This is a genomic window from Gillisia mitskevichiae, from assembly GCF_003634585.1.
Taxonomy (GTDB): Bacteria; Bacteroidota; Bacteroidia; order Flavobacteriales; family Flavobacteriaceae; genus Gillisia; species Gillisia mitskevichiae.
On sequence record NZ_RBLG01000002.1, the window covers coordinates 1125286 to 1138608 of the forward strand.

General features: G+C 33.4%; 10 protein-coding genes. All 10 read right to left on the reverse strand.

Features of this window, described 5'->3' with window-relative positions; translation table 11 throughout:
* Positions 1 to 4: 4 nt before the first annotated feature.
* Positions 5 to 1279, reverse strand: coding sequence for a hypothetical protein (locus tag BC962_RS10860; protein ID WP_121346009.1), 1275 nt, complete (start codon positions 1277 to 1279; stop codon positions 5 to 7).
* A complete protein-coding gene (locus tag BC962_RS10865; protein ID WP_121346010.1) occupies positions 1276 to 2523 on the reverse strand; it encodes a glycosyltransferase family 4 protein in 1248 nt (415 codons plus the stop codon). The genes BC962_RS10860 and BC962_RS10865 overlap by 4 nt, the downstream gene beginning before the upstream one ends.
* Positions 2510 to 3553 carry a glycosyltransferase family 4 protein gene (locus BC962_RS10870; protein WP_121346011.1) on the reverse strand — a complete coding sequence of 348 codons (1044 nt, stop codon included), beginning with the start codon at positions 3551 to 3553 and terminating at the stop codon, positions 2510 to 2512. Before BC962_RS10870 ends, BC962_RS10865 begins: the two co-directional genes overlap by 14 nt.
* Before the next feature lie 8 nt (positions 3554 to 3561).
* Positions 3562 to 4725: a glycosyltransferase family protein gene (locus BC962_RS10875; RefSeq protein ID WP_121346012.1), complete on the reverse strand. Its 1164-nt coding sequence runs from the start codon at positions 4723 to 4725 to the stop codon at positions 3562 to 3564.
* 1 nt (position 4726) lies between these two features.
* Positions 4727 to 5704 carry a glycosyltransferase family 2 protein gene (locus BC962_RS10880; protein WP_121346013.1) on the reverse strand — a complete coding sequence of 326 codons (978 nt, stop codon included), beginning with the start codon at positions 5702 to 5704 and terminating at the stop codon, positions 4727 to 4729.
* A gap of 10 nt (positions 5705 to 5714) precedes the next feature.
* Positions 5715 to 6908, reverse strand: a complete 1194-nt coding sequence (locus tag BC962_RS10885) for a glycosyltransferase family 4 protein (RefSeq protein ID WP_121346014.1) — start codon at positions 6906 to 6908, stop codon at positions 5715 to 5717.
* Between the two features lie 123 nt (positions 6909 to 7031).
* Complete coding sequence (locus BC962_RS10890; protein WP_121346015.1) at positions 7032 to 7913, reverse strand: glycosyltransferase; 882 nt, start codon at positions 7911 to 7913, stop codon at positions 7032 to 7034.
* A 2-nt stretch (positions 7914 to 7915) separates the two neighbouring features.
* On the reverse strand, positions 7916 to 8797 hold the full coding sequence (locus BC962_RS10895; protein ID WP_121346016.1) for a hypothetical protein: 882 nt from the start codon (positions 8795 to 8797) through the stop codon (positions 7916 to 7918).
* 6 nt (positions 8798 to 8803) lie between these two features.
* Positions 8804 to 10102, reverse strand: a complete 1299-nt coding sequence (locus tag BC962_RS10900) for a hypothetical protein (RefSeq protein ID WP_121346017.1) — start codon at positions 10100 to 10102, stop codon at positions 8804 to 8806.
* Positions 10103 to 10119: 17 nt separating this feature from the next.
* The coding region (locus BC962_RS10905; RefSeq protein WP_121346018.1) for a LamG-like jellyroll fold domain-containing protein at positions 10120 to 13323 on the reverse strand (3204 nt) is incomplete at its 5' end.

Sequence of the window (13323 nt, forward strand, 5' to 3'; positions counted from 1 at the left end):
CAGTTCATTCTTTTTCCCTAAGTGAAGATAAAATCAAGCCTCCAGTTAAAACACTAAAACCCAAGGCTGTTGGCTGCGACCATTGTCCCTGCATAATAATTATCGCTCCAAAGCTTAATAACATCCAGGGTAAAACATTATTATAATTAAGAGCGTTCCAAGTCTTGTTAAAGAATTCAAAAACTAATGTCATCCTAATTAGAATGAAAAAAATACCTAATATAAAACCCATTTCTCCAACTATCCTTCCCCATTCCCCCTCTGGCAAAAGATATACGCTGGCATTTCCTGTTAGTAATTTAGAGGCTACTTTGCTTCCAATACCTAAACCTAAACCCGCATAAGAATTTTCGGGATCTATTACAGCAGAATACATTCCACCTAAAAATCTATCTATCACAGTACCTTGAACACCGCCTTCTGCTTCGTTTGCAGTTACCATTCGCTCTGTAAAAACTCTTTTACCAGTTTGAAAGAAATTAAAATTACTTAATACGATAAATACGGTAAGTAAAACTAAAGCTAGTCCTACAAATCGCTTTATTGCCTGTGGTTTTTTACCGGAAATGGCTATCATAAATGCTAAAGACAAAATAGTTTCAAAAAATATAGTCCTACTTATACTTAATGGAATCGCAATTAATAATGCTAAACTCGCCGTAATTAATAAAACCTTCGATATTTGTGTTTCCATTAACCAGAAATAAAAGATGTAAGCTGCGGAAAGCCCATAAAATAACGATAAACCGTTCGTAAATGAAAAGGTTCCTGGCACTCTAAAAAAACCACTCACTTCTCCAAACCCAGAACCGGACATTCCACCAACACCTTGATTTATCCATGCACTTTGCGGACTATAGAATTGAATTGTTACTAAAATGGTCATCCCAATGCTTATCCAGAGGACTTTTTTCCCTAGGTTTAGAACATCTTCCTTATTAAAAACATTCCCTATCACAAAAATTACCGGGAAATGGATTAGTCCAATACGTAATCCGTAGATAGCTACAGGAATGTTTCCATGCCCAATAAAGAGGGTAATAATAAATGATAAAATAGTTATGCCAATTACAAAGCTCACATAGGCGTTGAATTTCCAAAGATTATTTCTTAAAGCAAGAAATAGTATGTAAATAGCGAGCGGATCTCTTATAATTAGTAATGGTTCAGATAAACCTGGTAAAACCCATTTCCTTAAAGCGCCTTCAAAAATGAGAAGATAGAAGTAAAGCCAAATGTACTTTTTCAGAATATTATTATCATTAAAATTCATCGTCATACTCTTTCTTTTTCAAGAATATTCTTAATAGTTATACTTAACAAATTAGAGTATACAGACCACGGGCGTTGGCTAGCTGTTATTCTTGCTTCATTCCCAACACTACTTAAAATTCCAGGTTTTATAAGGATTTGTTCTAATTTTGTTTCTAAGTCTTGAAGACATCCAGCTTTTACCAACCATCCATTTTCACCATTTTTTATAAAATCGGGACCGCAAGTTCTTTCAGTTGTTATTACAGGAGTTCCTTGAGACATCGCTTCTGTAATCACCATTCCAAATCCTTCAAAAAGAGAGGGGAAAACTAATAAGTCCATAGACTGCATAAGTTTTAATATACTAGTGTGGTCCATAGAAGGGATCCAGGTGTGCTTCCTTAAATTACTATTTAAAATGCCACAAGTGTCTGTTGCTTTTTTTCCAACAATCGTTAATTCAAATTGACCTCTAAATTTATCTATTGCTTCAAATAAATATGAAATTCCTTTGCGCTGTGATAAACCTCCAACAAATAGCACTTTAATGGGTCTATTATAATTTTTTAAATATGTACGTTTATTATTAACATCTGGAAACCCATAAGGTATAACATGCACTGGCGCTAACTTTCCAGGAAATAATTTAAGAGAATTAGCTGTAAAACTACTTGCAACGAAAATTTGATCTGCTAGTTTTAATTCCTCGTCTTTTCTAGATAATTTACGTGGCGAATCTCGAAAGTTAATAAGAGTCTCTGCCCATTCTGGATTTCGTTCTCGTTCAACATTCAAATATTCCCGCATTGCCCTCCAATGCCCGATTGGTAAATCGTAAAAGCAACTTATTCCAGTAGATTTAGCCTTCTCAAAAATCTGTAAAGCTCCATCCTCGTAGGCATAAACTCCATTAGCTGACTGAATTCTTTTTGATACATACTTATCTAAATCTCGGTAAATTTTATCTACAGAAAACATTCCAGATTCGTGAGTTGTAAATTTCTTATAACCTGTTTTTTCTGAAGCAAGTCTTAAAATTTCCTTTATATAGTGAGATTGAGTAAAAGGCTTAAGATTTGTTCTATAAATTCGCTTTCTTAAATCTTTAAACATTCCAATAGTCGTTAAAGGATATATTGCACTAGTTTCAAACAGAGCTATACAAGTATAAAACTTAAATAAAAGTTCGTTTTCTAAAAACCCATCTGCCAATGCTCTTACATTAGCATTACCTGTTGGATGAGAAAATATCAGGTTAGTTTTGTTCATGTAAATGATATAATTTTGTGATCGCTTTGAAATACTTACTACAAACAATTTCTGAAGTATGATTACTTAAATGTTTTGAGAGCTTATTTCTGATTTCCATTTCAAATTGAGGGTTTTGTATCAGGTTCGTTACTTCTATATAAAGAGATGAAATATCATTGCGTTTAAATATTATTCCAGCATTTCCAACGGCCTCCGGAAGACCGCCACCATCTGCAACTATTGGAATACAGCCACATGCCATTCCCTCTAATGCGACTAACCCAAAAGGTTCCTTCCATCGTGAGGGAACTAATATATACTTATGTTCATTTAAGGTTTTAACTAGATCATTTCCAGTTAATGGACCTGTAAATTCTATAAAATCTTCAATTTTATATTCCTCAATTATTTTCTTTAGCCGAGTATCCATTGGGCCTTCTCCTACGATAGTGAGGGAATAGGGTGTAGAGCTCGCACTACTATTTAAATCTTCATTTAACAACTTTAAAAGCATAAGTGCTAGATCCACCCCTTTATCTGATACCAAACGACCTAGAAAAACGAAATCCTTTGTTTTTTCAACTTCAGGAAGCCTCTTAAATAAGTTATTATCGTATGAGTTTTTAATTACCTCTGCTGAAGGAAAAACGATTTCTCTTAATTTGTTACTTACGGCAATTACATGGTTTGCTTTTTTAAGCCATAGTTCTTTCAGTTTCACAGATTTTAATTGTGAATTTGAACCAGTTAACCAAGTATGTAGAACTACAAAATGTTGTTTTGAAAAGAATATTACTGGCCAAGATAATTTTAAACAAGGATTATTTTCAAATATGATATCCGCCCAAAGAAATTCCTTTAAAAGAGTATATATTCCAGGATTGCGAATTACATGAAATGGAAATTCATTAATAGCATTATCAACTGTCCAAGTAATTAGATGGACCTCGGCCCCATAATCTGTAAAATAGGTTGAAAGGATTTCAGAAGTTCTTTCAATACCACCCAACTTTGGAAAAAAACTATGAGTAAGAAACAGAATTTTCATTATCTAGATTATTCTTGTTCCAGTTTTATAGGATAACCACTAAATTTAACAGACGATTCTTCTAAAATATCAGCTAAATATTGATTGGCAATCTTTGAAATATTTAAAATTGCGGGTGCCTCCTTTGCAGCTTCTCTAGCAATATCTAAGTGTCTTAAATTCGGTGATCTTAATATTGCATTTTTTAATCTCTCATCATAAAATCCAATTCCAAATTCCTCATAACCCGCTTTAATATATGGAGCAGCTACCGGTATACCTTGAGCTAGAAAAGCTGCTGCGCTTCCACTTTTCCCTAAAACATGTTGCGGAACTGGTGTAATACAAAGGTCTGAAGATTGAATTGTTTTTTTAAGTGCAATTTCATTTAAAAAACCTTTATAAATAATTCTCCTGTTAACTCTAGGTATTTTTCTTAATTCATTAACCAATCTTACACGTTCTTCGTGGCATCCTCCTACTAGTAAAATTCTAAAATCTATATCTGCCAAAATAAGTTCTTTAACCAATTTCTTCATAAACTCAATAACACTTTCCCTTACTTTAAATTGGCTAAAAAAAACAATATTAAAATTTGGGCTATATCCATGTAAAGAACCATTGTTTTCTAAAATATTTGAAAATATTGGTAATTCTTTTGCCGAGAACCCGAGATACTTAAGCCTTTTCTTATATAGTGGAAGACTGGTATGAATTACATTTGGATTGAGTTTCCTGGCCAGATCTTTAATAAAAAATCTTTGTAAAGAGGCGATAATTGTATTTTTATAATTAGTAGAATCAATCCAAAGTTCATGAAACATAATTTGCCATTTTCTTCCTTTAGAAAAGAAATGTAATTGATATGCCAAATTCCAAGGAATTCCTTTTTGTTGGAAGGAATAGGGTACATATTGCAAGCTTAGCCATTCAGGGTTTTGTTTCTCTATCCAGTTTTTAGCTAAAATAGTTTTCCGGTAAGTAGCTAATTTTTCTCCTAACCTAAGCACTGGAATTTCTACACCTTTAAATTCTTGGATAGATTCACTATACTCATCTATATATTTATCATTTAAGGATAATATAGCTGTATTTAGATGCTGGGTCCTTAATTCAGCAGCCAAACGGCGCGTATAATCACCTACTCCATCTCGACCAGGCTCTAATGTTCCACATATAAATACAATGTTCATATCAATTCATTAAAGCGTTAAATTTCAATCTTCCTCGTTGCTTGAACAAGCGAATTTTGAGGGCTAAATCTACTCCTAATAACATCGAAATACTTTTAAAGACAAGACCACCGTGAGGAGATGGAGATGAATAACCCAGGTTTCTTATCTCATTTTTACACTGTAAAAGTAAATCTGGATAATTTGGAAAAGAGTTGCAATAATAAACGCTTAAAGCTTTTCGACCCAATTCATGAGATGCTCTCATATCTAAAAATTGCTGGAAAGATTTTACATAGCATTTATAGGAATATAGCCAACTTTCATAGACTTTTTTTGAGTTAAATGCTTTGCTTACGCTTTGAGGAACATCACGTCTATAGAAAAATATTGAACCTTCACTATAAATAATTCCTTCTGAATTTAAAATTAACCTTGTAAAATATTCTCCATCATTATTTATTAAAACCTCTTCATTCCATCCAGCAGTAATTTTAACCAATTTTGCAGGCACTAGCCACATGCCTGTAGTGTAATATTTCCCGAAATTATCAAACATTCTATTAAAATATTCTTCCCTTTTTAAATTTGAATAATAGAAATCAAATCCTATTTCCAACTTCTTCTCATCACCAATAATATATCCCATTGTACCGCTATAGATGTAATTATCTCCATACTTTAAATACTGAAGCATTTGTAATTCTAGCTTTTCTTCATGTAATATATCATCTGCATCTAAAAACTGAATTAACTGTCCACTAGATTTTGAGATTCCAAAATTCCTTGCCTTACATGGACCGCCATTTGGAATCTTGAAGTATAGAATTCGATTATCATTCATAGAATTCACTATTTCTGAAGATCTATCAATGCTTCCATCGTCCACAATAATAATTTCAAAATTCTTGTAAGTCTGATTTAAACAACTATAAAGAGTATCATGTATATATTTTTCAGAATTATATAATGGAATAATAATGGACACTAGTGGTTTCATATAAAAAAAATTAAGCCTTATAAATTAAGTTTTTATTGAAATTCTTTTCAACGCCAGAATTCTCGTTTTGGAGATTAGAATGAAAATATCTATACTGCTCATCTACTGTTTTCGCTATATTTTCCCAACAATAATGTTTAACAACTCTATTACGTGCTCTCTTAGACAATTCTTCTAATATATCTGGGGATTGCAAAATTTCTGTGATCTTATGTGCCATTCCTTTCCAATTACCTCTAGTTATAAGTAGTTCTGGGAGTATAAAATCTGAAGGTCCAGGAACATTATATGCAACTACTGGAAGCCCGGCACACATCATTTCTAATGCACCAAACCCAAAACTTTCAAGATAAGATGGGAAAATTCCGGCATGACAACCTTTTAAAAGCTCAGGTAAATTATCTGCCTTAAATTTCGGGTGAACTTCAATAGAAGGATGGTGTTTTCTGGGAAAAAATTTTAAAACTTCCTCCTTTGTAGCAAACAAACCCCCAGTTCCCAAAAGTTTCAAACGTATCTCGGGAAATTTTTCCTTTAATGCTGTAAATATTGGGCCGAAATCCATTGCTCCTTTTCTAAAATCGAAGGTTCCAACAAATGCCAATTGTAGGGGAAAGGTTTTTTCAATTGTTATATTATTGAATTTAAGTATTCTATGGGAATGAATTCCATTAGGAATAATTATTATTCTGTCTGCAGCATAGCCCTTAAAAATAAGCATATCTCTGTCTTGTTTATTTTGTACCTGAATAAGATCACTTTGAGATAGACTAAAGTCCATCCTTTTTTGATGTTGCAATTTTTCCTTATTAGCAAAAACAAGATCTTTTATTTCTTTAGTAAAAAGGGACAAGCGAGTTTTTAGATCGTGTTTAAATTTCACTATAGAAAAATGATAAGCCAAAATTGCCGGCCTAGCTACGAATAAGGTTTTCGGATTAAAAAGATCTCTATTAAATGGGAGAGTATCATATTCATATAAAATAACGTCAAACTCATAATAGTTATCCTGTAAATACTGCTTTAAGGCTAAACTATGCTTCAAGGCGTTATATCTCTCCTTTTCTGGGATCCCCAGTAATTTTTTATCTACAAGTGTGGTGTTCCAACCTAAGCCTTCAAGGCCTTGAGCTAATTCAATTCGATTTTTGGTGAAGCCTTTTTCTAGTGAAAAATTGCCCTTAGAACAGAGTGCGATCTTCATTTTTTAAATAATTATAGGTAAAAAGTAATGGATTACAAGTCAAAAAAAACTAGTAAATGAATAGTTCAGAATAATAATTAAATAAAACTTGAGGGATTTATTGAGCTTATATTTAGTCCGATACTATTTTTTATTCTCATATTTTAATTTGGCATAATCTCCAGTTGCAGTTATATAATGCCTTAAAAGAACCACGAAGAATTTATCTAAAAAATTAATTCCATCACTATAATAGGCAAAGATTTTCTTGATCTCCCAAAAGCGAGGTTTCACAAGTTTTAGATAGGCTAAGGATCTGTTATATTTAGATCCTCTATTAGTAGTATTAAACATTGCTTGCCCTTCCCCAACTCGCTTTGCTTTCTTTACCAACTCAGAAACGGTAGATCTAGCAGGGTGATTAACAAAACTCTCAGGAGCGTAGCCTATTTTGTAACCGTTTTTATTTGCAAGCTTACCCCATTGGTAATCTCCACCAGACATTAATTTATCATTAAAGAAACCCACATTTCTGAAAACTTCCTTATAGGCAAACATATTAGCTGTAACTGCATTTCCTGAACGCACATAGGCCTCTTGAGGAAAAGCAAATATATAATCATACCATTCTACAAAAGATGGCAACTTATTTTTTGAAAAAATTCTAATACCACCCCCCATTCGCTGATATTTTGGAAATTTATTGAAAAAATTCACGGCATTTTCAATCCATAGTAAATCTGGTATACAATCTGAATCTGTAAATCCAATAATTTCTCCCTTGCACTCATTAAGCCCCTTATTTCTTGCAGCATAAGATCCTGGTAATTTCTCAATAAGCAACCTGCAGTTCTTGGCTAATTGGATTTTTTTTGGCAATGGATCTTCTATTGGAGCATTATTTATTACCAAAATTTCAAAATGATCCTGCGGATAGCTTTGTTTTTTTAATGCATTAAGACATAATTCTAGACGAGGCCAATCTTTATAAGTCGGTATTATTATGGACACAAAATGATTTTTCATGATCAATATCTATTTTGTAATATTCCTTTAACTGGTATTTCATGGAATTCATTCTTTATAAACTCAACTATTCTTAAAGCATTATCCCGGATAGACTCTGTTGAATCTAAAACTAAAACCGGGCATCCACATTCTTTAACATACTCAATTGCTGTAACTATTCTTTGCCTAGATGCTGCAGAAAACTCTATTATCTCTTTAGATGTCAATCCCTTATGCATATCTCTTATGTCTGTTCTATACTTAATTCTTTTTGCATTTTCCACTAAATCGGTGTACAAATAAACAATTCCGTTAGGCCATGGCATTGTATCTAGCAAATCTTTGATTTCTACTTTTTCATCTATTATATTATTACTCTTGTACAATCCGCGGTCTATCATATTTATTAAACCTTCATCTATAATAAATGTTTTATCGTCCTTTTTTTCCATTAAAATTTGGAATTTTTTCATGATCAAATAAATGAATTCTGCCTTCTCAAACCTTAGATCCATTCCATTCGAACTACTCCCTTGCTTATAAAAAATATTTTTCCAACAGGCATCTACATATTTTGGATATTTAGACACAAATCTTTCACCAGCCTGCTTTAAAATATACAGATCTGTGAAATTTCTTCCTAACTTAAATTTTCTGTAAATTCTTTTTATAAAACTAAATGAGTCTTCAAGCTTGGATACACGACTATTTATTGGTCTTCTACCTTTCTTTAATTCGGATAATAGCTCTTCTAAAAATTCTAAGTGACTTTTTTCTCCCATCGGGTTTTTATTGGAAACAGTCTCCCAAGCATCCCCATTTTCAGAGATCTTTTCGAGCTCCTTAAAAATGGTAGATTTTCCTACTCCCGGCGAACCACATATTTCAATTATTCTAGCCATTTTTAATCATATTAATTGAGACGATATCCTATTAATGCTTTTATAGTTTCTCTTATCCTCCACTATATTTTCAATATGTTCTAGGTAATCACCACCCAAAAAAGATAAATAGTACTTAGCATCCATTTCATTATCTGAAGAATGAACCCCATTATAATCTGCTTTTTTTATAGTTCTATTTGAAGTTATTAAATCTCTAAACCTATACTTAGCCAGCATATTATTATTATTTGTGGTTCGGGATTGCTTTTTTTGATCAATATCATTTAAAGGTTTCGGTTCAAAATCATAGGCAACTAGAAAAGCTTCAGGCACACCACCAGAGTATTTAAATGGTCCTTTATCCCATTTTCCACCACGTATAAATCTAGTTGCATTATCCTTTTGCTTTTGGTTAAGAAATTGTATATCTAATATTTCGAACTGATATTCATTTTCAAGAAAAAGCTTAAAATCTTCCAGTAATTTATCTTTAACTAATCTTTCCCTTATAACAAACACAGTAAGTTCCCCGCCACGGATATCACTGGATAATCTCTTTTGAAAAATTTCCAATTCGGGTTTTATATCCACTAATTTTGAAAGAGTATCTTCAGCAGGAATATATTCATTGGTTTCCAACCATTTAAACAAACATTCTGCATTAATATCGACCTCTTCTCCTATGTTAAGCGAATGTTCAGAAAGAATTGTTGAATAAGCATGCTCTACTGCGCCAGAATAATCGCCAAATCCCTCAATTCCTGAAGCCTTTCCTTTATGGAATAAGGCGTGATAGGCCAATGAAGCAAAGTATTCTCTAGGAGATGGAACGTATACTCCTTTAAAAAGTCTCCGAGATTTTAAGAGATCGTGCCCCATATTAGACTGAAAATATGGAATACCCTTATGACTTCCATAGAAACTACCTGTAAGTGTATATATATCGCATTTTAATCCATTACCATTATCAGTAAATGTTATTAGATCATCAATTTTATTTCTATGTTCGTCCTTAATTAAAATATCCATATCCTCGTCTACGGGCATTTCTGGAAGCCCTTCCCACCATCTCAGTAAGACATAATCTATCTTTCTATCATTCAGAATAGAAAAAAATTCCATTCGACTAATTCCCTTTCTTATATATACTCTTGCAGATTTATGTGGATTAAGTTTAGATCTTATATATCTATAATCATCTCTAAGTTTATTATAAGTTCTCCTTATCACTATACTCTTAAGAATTTTAGAATATATCTCGGGTGGTAAAAACTGAAGTAGTTTATTAATTCTAAATTTTACATTGGATCCTAAAGTTTGCATAGAAATTGTTTTAATTATTATCTCAAAATTATTCTAAGTGTTTTTCCATAACCAGATGCAGTTTCTAATCTTAGAAGATAAACACCTCTTTGAAGCCAACTACCATCCCATCGAAATAAGTTAGTTTCCATAGCCTTAACATTTCCTTCTTTTATTTTAGATATTCTGGTTCCCTTAGTATCATAGAGAACCAAGTTATATTTAGAAGATTCCTTCATAGAAAATTGTATTGTAGCAACTGTAGTTTCCGGGTTTTGAATAACCAAAAATTCTTCCCTGAATTCATCATCCTCAGAATTAATTAAATTGGAATTCTCTGAAATTTCAAAATGGTTTTTAAGGGAAGAAGTCGGACTAAATAAATTATAGACTTCTGAAGCTGTGAGTGCTTTATTATAAATTTTAACATCATCCATTGCTCCCATTATCCCCCTATACCCATCATTCCCAGCACCAACTGCTAATGTTTGAGAATTAACAGCAATAGCTGGAGTCCATGAAAATCCTTTGGAGCTATTTTCTATCCCGTTTATATAGATTTTCATCTCTAATCCATTAAATGTAACTGCTACATGCATCCATGTGGACCCATTAGTTGGATAAGAAATCTGGGAATTTATTCTATATGTATCTCCAGAAGTTTTTTGATTAAATCTGAAAAAGATCTTACCACTGCTAGAAAGTGACAATTCATACCCATCTATGCTATTATGTTCAGATTTTTTAACAAGGTATTGTGTAGCCTTTTTTTCTGGTTTTATCCAACTGGCAATCGTAATTGGTCCGGAAATATCTAATGAGCTATTATCTGCTGCGTAAGAATATTGGTTAGACCCATTAAACCTTAAGGCATAGGAATCTATCCCTGCTACCCAGGAAGGAGAGCCAATAACAACCGCATTATTCAAATATGTAGAACTGTCGTCCAGGCTAGAGCCAATGCCTTCATTCATATCCCAATGAGCTACTAAGTTGCTAGAATTATTTTGAATAGTTGTAAAGCTCCAAGTAGAAGACCAAGCACCAAAACCACCAGAATTATATCCTCTTACACGCCAATAATAGGTTGTAAAATTATTTAATCCATTTAAAGTTATTGAAGTTCCATTTACCCCTATTCGGTCAAAAACTAGAGTGGAAAAATCATTTTGAGGAGAAACCTGAACTGAATAATTATTAGAATTTAATGATGAATTCCAACTTAAAATACCATTAATCGAAATATTTGTTGCTCCATTAATAGGCGAACTTAATAAAGGTATCTCCGGTTGCTCGGGGCTAGAGTTAATGGTTGCTAATTCCATTATCGCATTAGCGTCTAAAGCAGTATTATAGATTCGAACATCATCCATTGCTCCCATTATACCTCTAAACCCATCCGATCCCGCTCCTATAGCTAATGCAAGAGAATTATTACTTATTGGAGGAGTATTAGTGTAATTTATAGAACTGTTCTCAACCCCATTTATATACATTTTTATTTCTGAACCGTTATATGTTACGGCCACATGCATCCAAGTGGATCCATTTGAAGGATATGACACTTGAGAATCTAATCGATAAGTATTTCCTGAGGTTTTTTGATTAAATCTGAAAAATACTTTACCGGTACTGGACAGTGATAATTCGTAACCGTCTATTCCATTTTGATCGGCTTTTTTAACTAAGTATTGGGTTGTAATTCTTTCTGGCTTTATCCAAGTCGCAATTGTAATAGCCCCACTTATATCTAACATATTATTATCTGCAATTGAAGCATATTGATTGGATCCATTGAATCTTAAACCATAGGAATCTTTTCCTTCGATCCAACTAGGTGAGCCAAAAGTTGAAGCTGTATTACCATTTGGGGAACTGTCTGTTAAAATAGTTCCTGAACCTTCATCCATTTTCCAATGTGCTACTAAGTTTCCCGCAGCCATTCCTATTGTTGTAAAACTCCATATAGCAGATTCACTCGAACCGCCTGCATTTAAAGCAAATACTCTCCAGAAATAGTTGGTATTATTGGCTAAGTTATTAGGAATGGTTGTGGTGCTTGTAAGATCGGTTTGAGTTTCAACAATGTTGGCAAATGCATTGTCCGTCGCAACTTCTAAGGTATAAGAATCAACTTCAGAAACGGCATTCCAAGTTAAGCTTGAATTTAAAGCAACATCTGTCGCTATATCTAATGGTGATACTAAAGTCGGCGCATCTGCAATGGCCGGTATTGTTGTAAAACTCCAAATAGCAGATTCACTAGAACCACCTGCATTCAAAGCAAAAACACGCCAGAAATAATCGGTATTATTGGCTAAGTTATTTGGTATTGTACTGGTATTTGTAAGATCGGTTTGAGTTTCAACAATGTCATTAAATGTAATATCGGTTGCAATTTCCAAAGTATAAGAATCAACTTCAGAAACGGCATTCCAAGTTAAGCTTGCATCTAATGCAACATCTGTCGCGGTATTTAAAGGGGAAACTAAAGTCGGCGCATCGGCAATGGCCGGAACTGTAGTAAAACTCCAAATTGTAGATTCACTCGAACCTCCAGCATTCAAAGCAAATACTCTCCAGAAATAATTGGTATTATTAGCCAAGTTATTAGGAGTTGCATTGGTGCTTGTAAGATCGGTTTGAGTATCGATGATATTAGCAAAAGCAATGTCTGTCGCAATTTCTAAGGTATAAGAATCGACTTCGGAAACGGCATTCCAAGTTAAACTTGCATCTAAAGCAACATCCATCGCTGCATCTAAAGGGGAAACTAAAGTCGGCGCATCGGCAATGGCAGGAACTGTTGTAAAACTCCAGATAACAGATTCACTCGAACCGCCTGCATTTAAAGCAAATACACGCCAGAAATAGTTGGTATTATTAGTCAAGTTATTTGGCGTTGCATTGGCGCTTTTAAGATCGGTTTGAGTATCGATGATGTTAGCAAAAGCAATGTCTGTCGCAACTTCTAAGGTATAAGAATCAACCTCAGAAACGGCATTCCAAGTTAAGCTTGAATTTAAAGCAACATCTGTCACTGCATCTAATGGTGATACTAAAGTTGGCGCATCGGCAATGGCCGGAACTGTGGTAAAACTCCAAATTGTAGATTCACTCGAACCGCCTGCATTCAATGCAAATACACGCCAGAAATAGTTGGTATTATTGGCTAAGTTATTTGGTGTTGCACTGGTGCTTGTAAGATCGGTTTGAGTTTCAACAATGTCATTAAATGTAAT

Coding starts and splice junctions, on each gene's coding strand:
- BC962_RS10895 (WP_121346016.1), bottom strand. CDS start 8,797: ATGGCTAGAATAATTGAAATATGTGGTTCGCCGGGAGTAGGAAAATCT.
- BC962_RS10865 (WP_121346010.1), bottom strand. CDS start 2,523: ATGAACAAAACTAACCTGATATTTTCTCATCCAACAGGTAATGCTAAT.
- BC962_RS10880 (WP_121346013.1), bottom strand. CDS start 5,704: ATGAAACCACTAGTGTCCATTATTATTCCATTATATAATTCTGAAAAA.
- BC962_RS10870 (WP_121346011.1), bottom strand. CDS start 3,553: ATGAAAATTCTGTTTCTTACTCATAGTTTTTTTCCAAAGTTGGGTGGT.
- BC962_RS10900 (WP_121346017.1), bottom strand. CDS start 10,102: ATGCAAACTTTAGGATCCAATGTAAAATTTAGAATTAATAAACTACTT.
- BC962_RS10885 (WP_121346014.1), bottom strand. CDS start 6,908: ATGAAGATCGCACTCTGTTCTAAGGGCAATTTTTCACTAGAAAAAGGC.
- BC962_RS10890 (WP_121346015.1), bottom strand. CDS start 7,913: ATGAAAAATCATTTTGTGTCCATAATAATACCGACTTATAAAGATTGG.
- BC962_RS10860 (WP_121346009.1), bottom strand. CDS start 1,279: ATGACGATGAATTTTAATGATAATAATATTCTGAAAAAGTACATTTGG.
- BC962_RS10875 (WP_121346012.1), bottom strand. CDS start 4,725: ATGAACATTGTATTTATATGTGGAACATTAGAGCCTGGTCGAGATGGA.